Raw genomic sequence first — 15,729 nt, forward strand, 5'->3', positions numbered from 1 at the left:
TCATGGACTTCGGAAGCATCCTCTCCAACACCGCCGTCTATCTGTTCAGCCCGGTCACCATCGCATATGCGCTGGCCGCCACGGGCCTCGCGATGCACTTCGGCTACGCCGGGCTGCTGAACTTCGGCATGGCCGCGTTCATGGCGGTGGGCGGCTACGGCTACGCGATCTCCGTGCTCTCGTTCGGCCTGCCCTGGTGGCTCGGCATGCTCATCGGCCTCGCAGGCGGCGCGCTGTTCGCTGTGCTCCTCGGCATCCCGACTCTGCGACTGCGCGCCGACTACCTCGCCATCGCGACCATCGCCGCGGGTGAGATCGTGCGACTGCTGTTCACGACTCAGCTGTTCGACGAGTGGACGAACTCCGCCGACGGGCTCGCTCAGTACAACGGCGGATTCCGCGATGCGAACCCGTTCCCGCAGGGCACCTACGGCTTCGGCCCGTGGGTCTACTCGGCCGACGATCTGTGGAACCGGGTGTTCGGCGTGCTCCTGCTCGCCCTGTCGGTGCTGCTGGTCTGGTCGCTGATGCGCAGCCCCTGGGGCCGCGTGCTCAAGGGAATCCGCGAGGATGAGGATGCGGTCCGCTCGCTCGGCAAGAACGTGTTCGCCTACAAGATGCAGGCGCTCGTGGTCGGCGGTGTGATCGGCGCAGCCGGCGGGATCGTCTTCGTGCTCCCCTCGGCTGTGGTGCCCGGCAGCTACACGACCTCGCTGACGTTCTTCTTGTGGACGATCCTCCTCCTCGGCGGTGCCGCGACTGTGTTCGGCCCGACGCTCGGCGCGATCCTGTTCTGGGTGGTGTTCGCCTTCCTGGCGAACCTCCTGCCCAGTTTGGCGAAGGCCGGATACCTGCCCATGTCCGACAGCCAGGCGTCGACGCTCGTGTTCGTGTTCGTCGGCATCGCCCTGATGCTGCTCGTGATCTTCCGCCCGCAGGGCATTCTCGGAGACAAGAGGGAGATGACCTTTGTCAAGTGAACTGACCCCTGACGCCGACGCGCCTGCGGAGACGCCCACCGGCAGCATCCGCCGCCCGAAGACCACCGGACTCACCAAGGGGCCCGCGGCTCCCGGTGTCGCGAAGGTCGACCCGATCCTCGTGGTCGATGCCGTGCAGCGCCGCTTCGGCGGACTCGTCGCGGTCGACGTCGATCACCTCGAGATCCCGCGCGGAGCGATCACCGCCCTGATCGGACCGAACGGCGCTGGCAAGACGACCCTGTTCAACCTGCTCTGCGGTTTCGACCGTCCCAACAGCGGAACCTGGTCCTTCGATGGCAGGAGCCTCTCCGGAGTCCCCTCCTTCAAGGTGGCGAGGATGGGTCAGGTGCGCACCTTCCAGCTGACGAAGGCGCTCTCCCTGCTCACGGTCCTCGAGAACATGAAGCTCGGTGCGCCCGGTCAGAAGGGCGAGGGCTTCTGGGCCTCGCTGTTCCCCTTCCTATGGCGACGGCAGGACGGCGAGATCGAAGTCAAGGCGCGTGAACTGCTCAAGCGCTTCAAGCTCGACGCCAAGGAGAAGGACTTCGCCGCTGCGCTCTCGGGCGGTCAGCGCAAGCTGCTCGAGATGGCGCGCGCACTGATGAGCGATCCCCATCTCGTCATGCTCGACGAGCCGATGGCTGGCGTCAACCCGGCCCTCACGCAGTCGCTGCTCGACCACATCCTCGACCTCAAGGAACAGGGCATGACCGTGCTCTTCGTCGAGCACGACATGCACATGGTGCGGCACATCGCCGACTGGGTCGTCGTGATGGCCGAGGGCCGGGTCGTCGCCGAGGGCCCGCCCGAGGAGGTCATGGAGGACCCGGCGGTCATCGACGCCTATCTCGGCGCCCACCAGGATCTCGATCTGGGCGCGGTGACCGGCCGCATCGCCGTTTTGGAGGATGCCGCGGCCGCGAGACTGCGCGAGAAGATCGAAGCAGAGGCCGAAGCCGAACTGGCTGCGAGCTCGACTGCAGACCCGGCATCCGAGATCCACGCACCCGAGGAGGGCAAGGCATGAGCGACGACACCGTCATCGTCGAGCTGAAAGACGTCCATGCTGGCTATCTGCCGGGGGTGAACATCCTCAACGGCGCGAATCTCGTGGCCAGGCAGGGCGAGCTGATCGGCATCATCGGGCCGAACGGCGCCGGCAAGTCGACACTGCTGAAGGCGATCTTCGGCATGGTCAACGTCCGATCGGGAGAGATCACCGTGAACGGAGAGAGCATCGTCGGGCTCAAGGCCGACAAGCTCGTCCGCCGCGGCGTGGCATTCGTCCCCCAGACGAACAACGTCTTCCCCTCGCTGTCGATCGAGGAGAACCTGCAGATGGGGCTCTTCCAGAACCCGAAGATCTACGCCGAGCGGCTCGAGTTCGTGACGGGCATCTTCGCCGAGCTCGGCAAGCGCCTCAAGCAACGAGCCGGTTCGCTCTCCGGCGGTGAGCGTCAGATGGTGGCGATGTCGCGCGCGCTGATGATGGACCCGTCCGTGCTGCTGCTCGACGAGCCGTCGGCGGGGCTCTCCCCTGTCCGACAGGACGACGCGTTCATCCGCGTCTCCGACATCAACAAGGCCGGCGTCACGACGATCATGGTCGAGCAGAACGCCCGCCGCTGCCTGCAGATCTGCGACCGCGGCTACGTGCTCGATCAGGGCAAGGACGCCTACGAAGGCTCCGGCCGCGACCTGCTGAACGATCCGAAGGTCATCGGTCTGTACCTCGGCACACTGGGAACCGACGCCGCCTGAGCGCGCGGCGGACCCTCGGCCGTTGAGCGAGCGCAGCGAGACGACGCCCTCCCTCGGCCGTTGAGCGAGCGCAGCGAGACGAAACGCAGCGAGGCTCGCACGAGCTCCAGCCGTTCGTCGGAGCACGCGTTTCGTCTCGGTCGCTGGCGCTCCCTCGCTCAACGACCGGTTGCTCGTCGTTGACCGCGGCCGCGTTCCGGTTGCAGTTCACGCCGCCACCGGCATCCACCCCCGCCTTCCGGGCGCAGTTAGCGCCGTCGCCGCGCACGACAAGCGGCGCCAACTGCACCCGGAAAGCCCAGCCCCGAGCGAGAAGCGGCATCAACTGCGACCGGAACTCCGACGCGATCGCGCGGCAGGCATGACGAAGGCCCCGGATGCTCGCATCCGGGGCCTTCGCTCTGCTCACATCAGTTGGTGCGGGTGATGGTGTTGTCCGCGCCGTACTTGTAGATGCCGATGGTGGCGCCCTGAGGGTCGCCGTTCTCGTCGAACGTCACATCGCCGGAGTAGCCGTTGTAGTCGGCGACCTTTCCGTCGTTGATGATCTTCGCGCAGTCGGCGAACGTGGTGCACGCCTCACCGTCGCCAGAACCGCCCGAGACCTCTTCCATCTTGGCCGCGATGTCCGCGCCCTTGGTCGAGCCCGCAGCCAGCGAGGCCAGTGCGACGAGGACGACCGCGTCGTAGGCCTCACCCGCGTAGGTGAAATCCTTGACCTCGGCGTTGCCCTCGCCGGTCCAGTACGTCTGCAGACGCTCGGTGAAGTCGTCGGCGAGCGCCGGGCCGGCCTTCGTGCCCTGAGCTCCTTCGAGGGAGACAGGGATGTCGGTTCCGTAGTCGGACAGGTTGCCGTCGACCATGTAGAACTTGTCGGCCGAGATGCCGGCGTTCACCAGCAGCGGGGCGATGGTCTTGAACTGCTCGAACGACACGATCGCGATGGCATCCGGGTTCTGCGCCTTGATGGTCTCGACCTGGGCGTCGAACTGCGCGTCGCCGACGTTGTAAGACGCCTCGGCGACGACCTCGCCGCCGGTGCCCTCGAACGTGCTCTTGATCGCCGCGTCGAGGCCAGTGCCGTAGGCGTCGTTCTGGTAGATGATGCCGAGCGTTTTGTGGCCGTCCTCGGCGATCAGGTTGCCGAGGACCTCGCCCTGAAGCAGGTCGCTGGGGGCGGTGCGGAAGTAGAGGCCCTTGTCGTCCCAGCTGGTGAAGTCGGGCGAGGTGTTCGACGCCGAGATCTGCAGGATGCCCGCGGCGACATTGCCGTCGAGGATCAGCTTGGAGACGCCGGATGCCGCGGCGCCGACGATCGCCGACACGCCTGCGCCCTGGAGCTTGGTGATCGAGGTCTCGTACGCCTTGGTGTCGGTGTCGCCCTCGTCTTCGGCCGTCAGGTCGATCGTGATACCGGCCTTGGCGTCGTTGATCTCCTGCACTGCGAGTCCGACACCGGACTCCATGGGCGGGCCGAGGAAGGCGAGCGATCCGGTCTGCGGAAGCAGCGATCCCAGCTTGAGGGTGAGGTCGGTGGCGGGCTTGCCGCCATCGTCACCGGAATCGGACGGCGTGCTGCTCGCGCAGCCCGACATGACGAGTGCGGATGCGCTGACCAGCGCGATGCCGGCGAGGACCTTCGCTGTGCGCGAGCCCTTCAGTACGTTCATGATGCTCCCTTGCGTAACTGAGCGTGGATCGTGACCACGATCGGGTGCTCTAACCCTAGAACGCGAGGTGCGCGCGCAGGGGTCGCAAGTGTTTCGGTGCGTTAACGATCCGGTACCGGGTTTCACACGATGTGCGTCCCGGAATCAGACGAGTTCGGGGCGTTCCACTCGGCGTCCGCGGCGAGAGGCGAGCAGCATGTCGACCACGAATACGGCGATCGCGATCCACACGAGGGTGAATCCGGCCCAGCGAGCGGGCGGCATGGCTTCGCCGAGCACGACGACGCCGAGCAGGAACTGCATGATCGGGGTGATGAACTGGATCATCCCGATCAGGGTGAGATCGATCCGACGGGTGCCTGCCGCGAACAGCAGCAGCGGAACCGCGGTGGCGACGCCCGCGAACGCGAGGAGCACGGCGTGCCAGGCGCCGTTCTGCCCCATCGTGATGCCCTCAGGCGTGGTGGCGACGAGAATGAGCTGCACGACGGCGATCGGGATCAGCCAGAAGGACTCGAGGGTCAGCCCGCTGACGGCATCCACCGCTGGTCCGATCTTCTTCTTGATCAACCCGTACACCCCGAACGACGCCGTGAGCGACAGGGCGATCCACGGAAACGACCCGTAGACGACGATGATCACCACGACGGCTATAGCGGCGATGCCGATCGCGACCCACTGTGCGACCCGTATGCGCTCACGCAGCACGAACACGCCGAGGAGCACGGTGGTGATCGGGTTGATGAAGTAACCGAGACTCGTCTCGACGACCTGATCGTTGAGAGTACCGATCACGAAGACTTGCCAGTTCACGTAGATCAGCACGCCCGCGAGCGCGGTGAGGGCGAGAAGCTGGGGCCGGCGGATGATCGCGCCGAGCGCCTTCCACCCGCGGGTGACCGTGAGCAGGACCACGCAGAACACCAGCGAGAGCACGACTCGCCATGCGACGAGCTCCCAGGGTCCGGTCGGCGTCAGAAGCAGGAAGTACAGCGGCAGCAGACCCCAGAGGAGGTATGCGGCGATCGCGTACAGTGCCCCCGTGGTCCGGGTGGCGCTGGTCGCTTCTGAGGTCACCACGCAACCCTATGCCCGGGCAACGAAGAAGGCTCGGATGCCGAAGCATCCGAGCCTTCTCGTCTTGTACGCCGTATCAGCGGACGACGACAGCCAGCACGTCGCGAGCCGACAGGACGAGGAACTCGTCTGCGCCGAACTTCACCTCGGTGCCGCCGTACTTGCTGTAGAGCACACGGTCGCCCACGGCGACGTCGAGCGGGACGCGGTTGCCATTGTCATCGATGCGGCCGGGGCCCACGGCCACGACCTCGCCCTCCTGGGGCTTCTCCTTGGCGGTGTCAGGGATGACCAGGCCACTCGCGGTGGTCTGCTCGGCCTCGACCTGCTTGATGACGATGCGGTCCTCGAGCGGCTTGATGGAAACCGACACGGTCTACCTCTTCTTTCTTGACGATGACACGAAAGACTCGTTCGCACTCTCAACCCGAGAGTGCTAATCCAGTCTAGGCGGTCGGCTGGCACTCACGCAATGCGAGTGCCAGCCACCCGCCGCCTAAGCTGAGCAGGTGGAGATGTCCGAGCTGCGCGCCCTGCTCACCCCCGACGGTCTGGAGCTGCTCGACGCCCTGGGCCCGATCGAGTCGACGGGCGAGGTCGCGAAAGCGGTGTCGCGGCTTCGCGCCGCCGGGCACTCGCCTGATCTGGTGTCGGCGGTCGTCGGTCAGGCGCATCTGCGCGCGAAGGCGACCGCGAAGTTCGGCGAGTTCGCCCAGCGGATGCTGTTCACCCGCGCGGGCCTCGAGCAGGCCACGAGGCTCGGAGTCGGCGCCCGCCACGCCCAGCGACTCCGCGCGGCCGGCATCACGGCGGTGGCCGACCTCGGGTGCGGCATCGGAGGAGATGCGCTCGCGTTCGCGGGGGCGGGCCTCGAGGTGCTCGCCGTCGACGCCGACGAGGTCACCGCGGCCATCGCCGCCTACAACCTCGCCCCGTTCGACTCGGAGGTGCGTCACGGCACGGCCGAAGACGCGTACGCCGCGCTCGGAGATGTTCCCCTCCCTCGGTCGGATTCTCCGGATTCCGCCGAGGCAGGCGCACAAGACCGAGGGAAGCGCGCGGCACAGAGCGGTGCTCGAGCGATCTGGATGGATCCGGCCCGCCGCACCTCGGGGCACAGCGAGACTCGTCGCGTCTCAGCCGACGACTACTCCCCCTCGCTCGACTGGGCGTTCGACGTGGCCTCGCAGGTTCCGACCGGCATCAAACTCGGCCCCGCGCACGACCGCGATGCGCTCCCCGCCGACTGCGAAGCTCAGTGGGTGAGCGCCGATGGCAGCGTGGTCGAGCTCGTCGTCTGGACGGGCGTCCTCGCGCGCCCCGGCATCCGTCGCTCCGCCCTGGTCATCCGGGGCGACCGCTCGTACGAACTCACCTCTGGCGCCGACGCCGACGACGCACCTGTACGCGAGCTCGGCGCGTACCTGCACGAGCCCGACGGAGCCGTGATCCGCGCCCGCCTGATCGGCGACGTCGCCCGGAGCCTCGACGCGGGCATGCTCGACGAGCACATCGCCTATCTCACGTCGGATGCCGCGTTCACGAGCCCCTTCGTGCAGTCCTTCCGTGTACGCGAGACGATGCCGGCGAATCCAAAGGCGATCAGCGACGCGCTCAAGCGCCACGACATCGGCACGATCGAGATCAAGAAGCGCGGCATGGATGTCGATCCGGCGGCGTTCCGCAAGAAGCTCACCCTCAAGGGCGCCGAGACGGCGACGCTCATCCTCACGCGCGTGGGCTCCCGGAGGCTCGCGATCCTCGCCGATCGGGTGCCCGCCGCGTCGTAGGTCATCCGTCGGGGTCTGTCACCTCGATCGGGTCGCCGGTCTCGGTATCGATCACGATCGTCGACGCGCCGCCGGCGTTCTCGGTGATCGTCAGATAGGGCGTTCCCCAGTTCGTGAACTGTGCGGACACTTCGATGCGCCCGTTCTCGTCTTCGGCCGTGAGGGTGAGCCCGTCTTGGAGGGTGTCGGAATCGAGGCCGCAGGCGGTCGCACCGAGTGCGTCGACGATGAGGCAGCGCTCGTTCTGGTCGGAGTCCGTGAAGCGGTAGGCGATCCAGGCCGGCTGCTCGCGGACGTACCCGACGAGCGAGACGCCCGCGAGGTACCCTTCGTCGATGAGCGCCTGCGCGCGCGTGCGCTCGTCCCCCTCGAACTGGTCGAGCATCGAGGCGTCGTTGTCCCAGCGCTGGATGGCGACCATAGGCTCTCCCGCGGTCGAGAGCATCCCGTAGGCGTTGATCGAGGCTCCGAAATCGCCCTCGGCCGCGTCCTCCTCTGGCGGGAGGGAGATGGTGGCGTTCAGGCCGTAGGCGAGGTTGACGTCGTCGGCCCGCGCGCATCCGATCTGACTCTGTCCGGCGGCCTCGAGCACGAGGCAGTTCTGATCGCCGTCGCTCTGTGTGCCGAACCACACCAGCGCATCGTCGTCTCGCGCGACCGCGCGCAACGTGCCCTCATCGAACTCGTACTTCTCGTCGAGTTCGAGCTTGTGCTGCACCTCGTCTTCCGTCAGGGCGACGGCATCACGCACGCGGGGTGCGAACAGCGCCCAGCCTGCCCCGAGCCCGAAGATGAGCAGAAGAGCGGATGCCGCGGCCACGGCCTTCCAGTGACGGCGGAGGGTCGGGCGCCAGGAGAGTTCTTCGGTCGTCGGGCGAGCGCCGCGAGACGTGGATTCCGATGGCTCCTCGGCTGCCTCGCGAGCGTCGGTCGTCGAGCGCGCCGCAGTCGAGTCGAAGAGCCGAGACGAGACGTCTGTTCCCTGAGGCCGAGAGATGAGAACGTGTTTCGCCTCGGTCGCTTCGCTCCCACGCTCAACCGCCGGGAGCTCGTCGGTCGATGAACGAGGGTCGGGCCTCGAGTGCGCATCGGGCGAGTCGACTCGCGGAGGCTCAGGCTGCTCCAGCTCACGCAGACGCGCCGCCTCGGCATCCGTCAGTCCGCCTCCTCGGCCATAGGCCTTGTGCTGCAGCGCGCGCAGCTCGTCGGGCTCAGGAATCGGCGTCATCGGAACTCCTCGTGATCAGCGAATGCGAGGTCAGCGCCGCCGGATCGCCTTCGGCGTCGAACAGGATCTGCGCCTCGACCAGCCCCTCTCCGCCATCGACCTCTCGCCTCAGGCTGGTCTGGAGGCCTCGCATGATCGCCACATCCCGCTCACGGCAGGCGGGTGCGGTCGTCTCACCGTCACTGATGATCGCGCAGACGATGTCTCCGCCGTCGCGTGTCGCGAACCACACGATCGTGCCGTCCTCCTCGGCGATCGGGCGCAGGGAGCCCGAGTCGTAGACCGCGGACACGAGTATCTCGTTCTGCCAGGACTGCTGCTCCGCACTCAACGGAACCGCCTGCGACGCGCGCGGAGAGAACAGCGCCCATCCGACCAGCACGCCGACGAGGATGGCGACGATCAAGGCTGCCAACGCCGCGCCTCGGGCACGAAGGCCACTTCGCAGCCGGGGCGTCGAGCGCGCCTCGGTCGTCGAGCGACCGGACGGAGACGAATCGCCCGTGCCCTGAAATCGATGCAAAGAACCGCGTTTCGTCTCGGTCGCTTCGCTCCCTCGCTCAACGACCCGGGGCTCCTCAGCCGTCGCACTCCCTCGCTCGACAGCCGGCAACCCCTCCAGTTCCCTCAACCGTGCGGCATCCGCATCGGACAGACCTCCGCCACGACCGTACGCGCGCTCCTGCAGCGAGCGCAGCTCGACGATGGCCTCGGCGTCCGGCATCCGCTCAGCCGAACCGCTCGAACTGCAGACCGGCCCAGACCAGCCAGCCCAGGCTGTAGGCGGTGGCGGTGAGGCCCAGCACGAGCGCCCAGCGCGCCATCGCGTGGTTCTCGAGGGGGCGTCGCAGTGACATGATCGCCGCGATCACCGCGACGATCGCCACAGGGACCCCCCATCCGACGAAGAACGAGGCGCACAGTGCGACGATCGACGCCAGCAGCGCCCACGGCGCGAGGCGCGCGTCGTCGGCCCGTGCGGGAGCGTCGCTCGGCGACCATTCCTCGTCGCCGTCATCCGCTTCGAGGTGGGGGCCGGTCGCGACCACCGGCTCGATGCCGACCGGCCCGGTGGGGAGCTTCGTGTAACCCTCCCGACGAGCGCCGGGCAGCCGCGCGGCCCCGGCGGGGCGTTCGACCTCGCCGCTGGGTTTGTCGATGCTGGCGTGCAGCCCGTCGTCGGACATGGTCATGATCGCTCGGCCACCTGGATCTCGGTCACGGGCAGCGTCGAGTCCGCCCCGAACGAGAGCGTCGAGGGACGACGCCCCGATGAGATCAACTCGGCGGCGAGGGCCGCGATCATGGCTCCGTTGTCGGTACAGAGCGACAGAGGGGGGATGCGCACGGTCACCCCGGCGGCCTCGGCGCGGGCCAGCGCGACCTCGCGCAGGCGGCGGTTGGCGATCACTCCCCCGCCGAGCAGCAAGCGTGGAACACCGAGGTCCTCGCAGGCGGCCAGCGCCTTCGTCACGAGCACATCCACTACGGCTTCACGGAAGCTCGCGGCGACATCGGCCACCGGCACGTCGATGCCCTCGGCATCGCATCGCTCGATCCATCGTGCGACCGCGGTCTTGAGACCCGAGAACGAGAAGTCGTAGCGGTGCTTCGCGAGGTCCGACGCCTTCGACAGGCCACGAGGGAAGCGGATCGCCTTCGGGTCGCCGTCGAGCGCCGCCCGGTCGATCTCGGGCCCGCCGGGGTAGGGCAGGGAGAGAAGCCGCGCGACCTTGTCGAACGCCTCGCCGGCCGCGTCGTCGACGGTCTCACCGAGCAGCTCGACATCGGTCGTGAGATCTCGCACATGCAGCAACGACGTGTGCCCGCCGGAAACGAGCAGCGCGATCGTCGGATACTCGAGCGGCTCGGCATCAGGAGTGAGGATGTCTGCGGCGATGTGCCCGACCAGATGATTCACGGCGTACAGGGGCTTGTCGATCGAGACGGCGAGGCCCTTCGCGGCGCCGACCCCGACCATCAGGGCGCCGGCGAGGCCGGGTCCGCTCGTGACGGCCACGGCGTCGAGGTCGTCGAGAGCGACGCCCGCCTCCGTCAGCGCCGCGTCGATCGACGGCTGCAGCGCTTCGAGATGCGCGCGCGCGGCCACCTCCGGCACGACGCCGCCGTAGCGGGCGTGCTCGTCCATGCTCGACGCGATCGTGTTCGAAAGCAGCGTGCGGCCGCGGACGATGCCGATGCCGGTCTCGTCGCAGCTCGTCTCGATGCCGAGGACAAGAGGTCCAGTCATCCCTGCACCCCGCTCTCGTCATCCACCGCGCGCGTCGTCACGTCGACTCGCTCCGCTCGCTCGGCGGCCGAGAGCGCCCGACGCCGAAGATCGAGCCTCATCACGATCGCGTCCACATCATCCGGCTGATAGTAGCCGGGGCGCCGCCCGATCTCCGCGAACCCCTCCGACAGGTACAGGCCCTCGGCTGCGGGGTTGTCCGCGCGCACCTCGAGGAAGACTTCGCGCGCCCCGCGTTCCGACGCCGCTTCGAGTAGCGCCCGCAGCAGCGCCCGCCCGAGACCCCTTCCCCGCTGTGCGGCGTCGAAAGCGATGGTCTGGATGTCGGCATCCGCCCCTCCCTTCAGAGCGCGCACACCTCCGTAGCCGATCACCAAACCGTCTGCCTCATCGACGAGATAACTGTTGTGGGCAGAGGCGAGTTCAGCGGCCATCGCCTCGGCGCTCCACGCATCGGTCGGGAAAGACGCCTTCTCGATAGCCATGATGCCGTCGAGATCGTCAGGAGTCGCCGCTCTGAGCGTCACAGCCCCACCTTCTTCGGCGCTCCGGGAACGACCACGTCGGGGTGGCGCATGTACAGCGGCTCGTCGTCGGTCAGCGTGCGCTGTGCGGCGAGCGCCAGCGCGCCGACGCGCGCGAGATCGGCACCCGAGAGAGTGACGACGTCGATGCGCCGGATGCCCGCGAGATGCGCGTCCGCGTCGACGGCGCGCACAAGCGTCGTCTCTGCGACGACCGAGGGGAGGCCATCGGCATCCGTCCCGTCGAACACGGTGATCGCGACCTCGCGGCGGCGGGCGTCCGTGACGATAGCGAAGCGACCGTCACCTGTGTGCGTGAGAGCGGCGGCGAGATGGCTGGGCACAGGGATCACAGGAACTCCGCGGCCCATCGCGAAGGAACGAGCGGCCGCGATGCCGATGCGGAGCCCCGTGAACGGACCAGGGCCCATACCGGAGACGACGTGCGTGATCTCACCGGCGCCTGCCTCGGCGAGCGCATCGGCGAGCAGGTCACCGATCACCTCGGCATGGCCGAGCGGGTCGGTCGTCGCCGCCTCGGCGCGGAGCGTTCCGTCGTCGTCGACGAGGGCGACGGCGGTACCGAGAGAGGTGTCGACGGCGAGAATCACGCTTCCAGGTTAGCCGGGGAAGCTGAGGCCGGTCTTTCCGCGCGCGCCCAGCGGTCACCTCCTGCGGCGCGCGCGGCATCCGCCGCTCGATGCGCGGCGACCACGAGCATGTCGTAGTCGAACCCGAAGGTCGTCGCCGTCGCCCATCCGACGCTCGCCGAGACGCGGATGCCGGGCACCGCCGTCCCCTCGCCCATCGACGATATCCGGCTCAACAGTGCGGGAACATGGTGCCTCATCGCCTCTTCCCCTGCGCCTATCACGACGATGACCCGGCCGTCGTCGATGCAATGGATGTCTGCCGCCGCGGGAACGGAGCGCTCGACATCGGCGTGGAAGCGATCGCGGACCTCCGCGAAGACCGTCGCCGAGAGGGCCTCGCGCAGATCGACCTGATCATCCAGATGCACATCCAGCACTGACCACGCGTCATCGCCCTGGGCCTCTGCTCGGGCCAGACGCCGACGGGACCGTTCGATCTGCTCGTCCCAGCCGCCCCGGCTCGGCGCATCCGTGCGGACCAGCAGGATCAGAGTGAACGCCGCGCATGTGCTCATCACCATGGCGCCCGTGCTGTTCGTGCCGCGGAGGATGCCGAGCTGCTGCTCGGCCGTCAGCCCGTCGACCGCGAACGCCGAGATCACCGCGACGACGGCGAGCAGAACGAACGTCGCCGAGGCGAGGATCAGCGGCATCGTGATGTCGCGGTCGACGTTCTTCATTCGGATCAGTTCGTAGACGATGAGCCCCGCGAACACGCTCGCGGTGAGGAAAAGGGCACGGAACGCGACCTGATATGCCGGGTGCCCCGCGGTGCCAAGCAGCAGCACGGGACCGAGCGCGATGAACGCGATCACCGGCCACCAGATCGGGCGTCTTCCCGCGAAAGCACGCAGCCCCCACCAGACGAGCGGTTCGAAGCTGAACAGGATCGCCGAGGCTCCCGCGCGCATCACGGGATCGTCGAGCTGGTATCCGCCGAGCCAGAGGTACGCGCCGAAGATGCCGATCGCGTACGCCGTGCCCCACGCGATCGTGGCACGACTCGGCTTGGCGAGCGTGGCGAGGCCCGATACCAAGACCGCCAGCACGGTGACGACGGCGACCATGCTGGTCGTCACGTCGACGTTCAACGGCGCGAGGGCTGCGCTGATCACAGGACTCCTTCTGAAGGGCCGACTGAAGAGTCGGCGCCGGCTGGGGCGGGCGGAATCGGGAAACGCAGGGTGACGCGCGTACCATCGCCTTCGACGCTGTGCACGTCTATGGTGCCGCCGTGCATGGCGACGATGTCTCTGGCGATGCCCATGCCGAGGCCCGTCCCGGGGATCGAGGCGCGAATCGCCGAATCGGTGCGGAAGAAGGGTTCGAACAGTCTGCCGAGTTCCGCCTCGGCGATGCCCATGCCGGTGTCGACGACCACGACTTCGGCTGCCTCACCGGCGACCAGCACGACGGTGATACTGCCCGTGGCAGGTGTGTACTTCACCGCATTGCTGAGAACGTTGTCGATGACCTGGCGCAGCCGGAACGCATCACCGAGGATCACGAGCTCGGTCGCTCCCTGGATGCCGATATCGAGCCCGGCGGCAGCAGCCATCGGCGCGTAGGAGGCGGCGGAGGCTTCGACGATCTCGCGCAGGTCGACACGCTGGTGCTCCGCCTCACCGCCGCGCGGATCGTCGAGCGCACCCGTGACGAGTCGCTGCATCCGCTCGGCCGCGTTCACGATCACCCCGACCTGCCCGATCACGCGCTCGGGCAGATCGTCGCGCTCGAGCAGCAGGTCGGCATGGCCGATGATCGCGGTGAGGGGATTGCGCAGTTCGTGCGAGACCATCGCCGTGAGCGCTCGACGCTCCACATCAGCGTCGATCAGGGCGGTGATGTCATCGATGATCACGAGAGTCAGCTGATCGGCGTCGCCGGCCATCGCGTGCGTGCTCACATCGAGGGCGTGCCAGGACCCGCCGCTGTCGAACAGCCAGACCCGCTCGCTCTGCAGCCGCTCACCCGCCGCGGCGCGAACGAGGGTCGTGCGCTCGGGTGGGACTGGGCTTCCCCGTCGGTCGTCGTACTCGACGGACGCCGACGGCAGAACGGCTCCGTACCTGTCGCGTCCGTACAGTGTGCGGTAGGCCCCGTTCATCCTGACGATCCGCTGGTCCTCGGCGACGACGACGAGGGCGATGTCGAGAGCGTCGATGATCTGAATGACCCTCATCTGCTGCATCTCCGCGCGCTCGGCCGCTCTCGCCGCCTGCTCCGATTGCCGCTTCAGGAGGCGGCGAGATGCGCGGGACCGATGCGCGCCGAGGCGCACCGTCGTTCCGAGGAAGCTCAGCGTGAACACCACGCTGAGAATGCGCAGCACGATGTCGGCCTGCGTGCCGCTGTGGTCTGCGAAGACGGCGAGGCACAGTGCGACGAACGCGATGCCCCCGAACACCCAGGGCAGCGTGAAGAACGTCGCGAGCCACGTGATCGGGAAGACCCACAGGAACCCGAGCCGGCTGTCCGGAGCGTTCGTCGTGAATCCGATCGCGAGAGCGTCGAGGAAGGGCACCGCCGCCACCGCAGAGCGCGGCAGCTTCTGCCACGGCACGGCGAGGGTCACGATCGTCGTCGCCAGGATCATCCCGAGACCCGCGACCACGAGGGGGTTGCCGAACGAGGCCGGTTTGAAGGCCGCGATCGCGACCGTGATCGCGATCATGCTGCCGGTGAAGATCAGCTGCCATCGCCATATGGAGAGCGTGCGGGTCATGATCCCCTCGCTTCCTCAAGGTTGACGCAAGATTGGTGAAAGAACGTCTTGAGCAGACGTACTCGAAAGCTCGAGAGCCCTAGCATGCTGGGTGGGGCCGGTCCGCGTTCTGGGGAGAAGCGGATGCCGAGGCTGCGGTTTCTGGGGAGCCGCGGCCTCGTCGGCTACCGATCATCCGCTCTCCTCCCCCGTGGTGAGCCGGTACCCCACCCCCCGCACCGTCTCGATGTAGCGCGGACTCGTGGGGGTGTCGCCGATCTTGCGGCGCAGATTCGTCATGTGCACCTCCACTGCACGCTTGTCTGAGGCCGCGATGTAGTCAGAGGCCGCACCCGATGCGGTGCGCACCAGCCGGGCCAGGTCGGCCTTGCTCTGCACGCGCCGCTGCGACTCGAGAAGTGCCGAGAGCAACACGAACTCCGTCGGGGTGAGCACGACCTCGCCCGTCCCGGCCTGCACCGTGTGAGTGTCGGGATCGACGATGAGATCGAGATGCCGCATGGATCTGCGCGAAGAAGCCGTGGTCTGCGGCGTGCTCGACTGCCGCGCAGCCTGGACTTCCGCGGTGGCGGCACTATGCGGGCGCCTCATGAACGCCTCGATCCGCGCACGCAGTTCGCGTGGCCGGAATGGCTTGACGAGATAGTCGTCGGCACCGCTGGTGAGCCCCAGCACCACGTCGGATTCATCGCCGAGTGCCGAGATCATGATGATGTGAGTGCTGCTCATCGTGCGGATGCGGCGAGCGACCTCGAGCCCGTCGATGCCGGGCAGGTTCACGTCGAGTGTGGTGATCGCAGGCTCGTGCCGCGTGATCGCCGCGAGTCCTGACGGGCCATCGCTCCTGAGCACGGTCGCGAAGCCGGCCGCGAGAAAGACCTCGTCGAGCAGGCTCCGCACATCCGGGTCGTCTTCGATGATGACCGCGACACGCGCACGTGCACTGTGCTCGACCATGTCTCCCCCACGCTGAGAGCGCCCGCGCGCCATGGGTCGCGCGAATCCGTGTCTCGCATTCTAGCGATCGGGGGTCGATTCCGTCCCGAGACGTCGAGGGGCGCGTTCAC

Annotated in this window: 16 protein-coding genes; 4 read left to right on the forward strand and 12 right to left on the reverse strand. The window is 67.7% G+C overall.

Annotated elements, in window-relative coordinates:
- The first annotated feature begins 2 nt into the window (after positions 1-2).
- The 3 genes from ACI3KT_RS16220 to ACI3KT_RS16230 are packed head-to-tail and all read left to right on the forward strand — an operon-like array spanning position 3 to position 2,744.
- Entirely contained in the window at positions 3-980 is a 978-nt protein-coding gene (locus ACI3KT_RS16220; RefSeq protein WP_292905561.1) for a branched-chain amino acid ABC transporter permease, read from the forward strand.
- Between the two features lie 46 nt (positions 981-1,026).
- Positions 1,027-2,010 (forward strand): ABC transporter ATP-binding protein, encoded by a 984-nt coding sequence (locus ACI3KT_RS16225; RefSeq protein ID WP_404905599.1) that lies wholly within the window; start codon positions 1,027-1,029, stop codon positions 2,008-2,010.
- A complete protein-coding gene (locus ACI3KT_RS16230) occupies positions 2,007-2,744 on the forward strand; it encodes an ABC transporter ATP-binding protein (protein ID WP_292905563.1) in 738 nt (245 codons plus the stop codon). Before ACI3KT_RS16225 ends, ACI3KT_RS16230 begins: the two co-directional genes overlap by 4 nt.
- 410 nt (positions 2,745-3,154) lie before the next feature.
- Here ACI3KT_RS16230 and ACI3KT_RS16235 read toward each other — a convergent pair whose 3' ends face one another.
- The 3 genes from ACI3KT_RS16235 to groES all read right to left on the reverse strand — a co-directional run bounded on the left by ACI3KT_RS16235 (position 3,155) and on the right by groES (position 5,864).
- Positions 3,155-4,414 (reverse strand): ABC transporter substrate-binding protein, encoded by a 1,260-nt coding sequence (locus tag ACI3KT_RS16235; RefSeq protein ID WP_404905572.1) that lies wholly within the window; start codon positions 4,412-4,414, stop codon positions 3,155-3,157.
- A gap of 144 nt (positions 4,415-4,558) precedes the next feature.
- Positions 4,559-5,491, reverse strand: a complete 933-nt coding sequence (rarD, locus tag ACI3KT_RS16240) for an EamA family transporter RarD (protein WP_404905573.1) — start codon at positions 5,489-5,491, stop codon at positions 4,559-4,561.
- A gap of 76 nt (positions 5,492-5,567) precedes the next feature.
- Positions 5,568-5,864 (reverse strand): co-chaperone GroES, encoded by a 297-nt coding sequence (groES, locus tag ACI3KT_RS16245; protein ID WP_017203655.1) that lies wholly within the window; start codon positions 5,862-5,864, stop codon positions 5,568-5,570.
- A gap of 136 nt (positions 5,865-6,000) precedes the next feature.
- Between groES and ACI3KT_RS16250 the strand changes: the two genes are divergently transcribed.
- Positions 6,001-7,281, forward strand: coding sequence for a THUMP-like domain-containing protein (locus ACI3KT_RS16250; protein ID WP_404905574.1), 1,281 nt, complete (start codon positions 6,001-6,003; stop codon positions 7,279-7,281).
- A 1-nt stretch (position 7,282) separates the two neighbouring features.
- On the opposite strand, the gene ACI3KT_RS16255 is transcribed toward ACI3KT_RS16250, so the two are convergent.
- The 9 genes from ACI3KT_RS16255 to ACI3KT_RS16295 form a co-directional block, all read right to left on the reverse strand.
- Entirely contained in the window at positions 7,283-8,509 is a 1,227-nt protein-coding gene (locus ACI3KT_RS16255; RefSeq protein ID WP_404905575.1) for a hypothetical protein, read from the reverse strand.
- Complete coding sequence (locus tag ACI3KT_RS16260) at positions 8,493-8,924, reverse strand: hypothetical protein (RefSeq protein WP_404905576.1); 432 nt, start codon at positions 8,922-8,924, stop codon at positions 8,493-8,495. The genes ACI3KT_RS16255 and ACI3KT_RS16260 overlap by 17 nt, the downstream gene beginning before the upstream one ends.
- Positions 8,925-9,237: 313 nt before the next feature.
- The gene (locus tag ACI3KT_RS16265) at positions 9,238-9,702 is read right to left on the reverse strand and encodes a hypothetical protein (protein ID WP_307295156.1); all 465 of its coding nucleotides are present in this window, start codon (positions 9,700-9,702) and stop codon (positions 9,238-9,240) included.
- Positions 9,699-10,760: a tRNA (adenosine(37)-N6)-threonylcarbamoyltransferase complex transferase subunit TsaD gene (tsaD, locus tag ACI3KT_RS16270; protein ID WP_292905577.1), complete on the reverse strand. Its 1,062-nt coding sequence runs from the start codon at positions 10,758-10,760 to the stop codon at positions 9,699-9,701. The genes ACI3KT_RS16265 and tsaD overlap by 4 nt, the downstream gene beginning before the upstream one ends.
- The gene (gene rimI / locus ACI3KT_RS16275) at positions 10,757-11,287 is read right to left on the reverse strand and encodes a ribosomal protein S18-alanine N-acetyltransferase (RefSeq protein WP_404905577.1); all 531 of its coding nucleotides are present in this window, start codon (positions 11,285-11,287) and stop codon (positions 10,757-10,759) included. Before rimI ends, tsaD begins: the two co-directional genes overlap by 4 nt.
- On the reverse strand, positions 11,284-11,895 hold the full coding sequence (gene tsaB, locus ACI3KT_RS16280; RefSeq protein ID WP_404905578.1) for a tRNA (adenosine(37)-N6)-threonylcarbamoyltransferase complex dimerization subunit type 1 TsaB: 612 nt from the start codon (positions 11,893-11,895) through the stop codon (positions 11,284-11,286). Before tsaB ends, rimI begins: the two co-directional genes overlap by 4 nt.
- On the reverse strand, positions 11,892-13,052 hold the full coding sequence (locus tag ACI3KT_RS16285) for a hypothetical protein (RefSeq protein ID WP_404905579.1): 1,161 nt from the start codon (positions 13,050-13,052) through the stop codon (positions 11,892-11,894). The genes tsaB and ACI3KT_RS16285 overlap by 4 nt, the downstream gene beginning before the upstream one ends.
- Positions 13,049-14,662, reverse strand: a complete 1,614-nt coding sequence (locus tag ACI3KT_RS16290; protein WP_404905580.1) for a sensor histidine kinase — start codon at positions 14,660-14,662, stop codon at positions 13,049-13,051. Before ACI3KT_RS16290 ends, ACI3KT_RS16285 begins: the two co-directional genes overlap by 4 nt.
- A gap of 171 nt (positions 14,663-14,833) precedes the next feature.
- Complete coding sequence (locus ACI3KT_RS16295; RefSeq protein WP_404905581.1) at positions 14,834-15,619, reverse strand: response regulator; 786 nt, start codon at positions 15,617-15,619, stop codon at positions 14,834-14,836.
- Between the last annotated feature and the right edge of the window lie 110 nt (positions 15,620-15,729).

This window comes from Microbacterium sp. ZW T6_19, assembly GCF_044987465.1.
Classification (GTDB): domain Bacteria; phylum Actinomycetota; class Actinomycetes; order Actinomycetales; family Microbacteriaceae; genus Microbacterium; species Microbacterium natoriense_A.

What these genes read in the sequence shown, in the direction of transcription:
- ACI3KT_RS16255 (WP_404905575.1), bottom strand. Translation starts at nt 8,509, where the DNA reads ATGACGCCGATTCCTGAGCCCGACGAGCTGCGCGCGCTGCAGCACAAG.
- ACI3KT_RS16265 (WP_307295156.1), bottom strand. Translation starts at nt 9,702, where the DNA reads ATGACCATGTCCGACGACGGGCTGCACGCCAGCATCGACAAACCCAGC.
- ACI3KT_RS16220 (WP_292905561.1), top strand. Translation starts at nt 3, where the DNA reads ATGGACTTCGGAAGCATCCTCTCCAACACCGCCGTCTATCTGTTCAGC.
- ACI3KT_RS16295 (WP_404905581.1), bottom strand. Translation starts at nt 15,619, where the DNA reads ATGGTCGAGCACAGTGCACGTGCGCGTGTCGCGGTCATCATCGAAGAC.
- ACI3KT_RS16290 (WP_404905580.1), bottom strand. Translation starts at nt 14,662, where the DNA reads ATGACCCGCACGCTCTCCATATGGCGATGGCAGCTGATCTTCACCGGC.
- tsaD (WP_292905577.1), bottom strand. Translation starts at nt 10,760, where the DNA reads ATGACTGGACCTCTTGTCCTCGGCATCGAGACGAGCTGCGACGAGACC.
- ACI3KT_RS16230 (WP_292905563.1), top strand. Translation starts at nt 2,007, where the DNA reads ATGAGCGACGACACCGTCATCGTCGAGCTGAAAGACGTCCATGCTGGC.
- ACI3KT_RS16235 (WP_404905572.1), bottom strand. Translation starts at nt 4,414, where the DNA reads ATGAACGTACTGAAGGGCTCGCGCACAGCGAAGGTCCTCGCCGGCATC.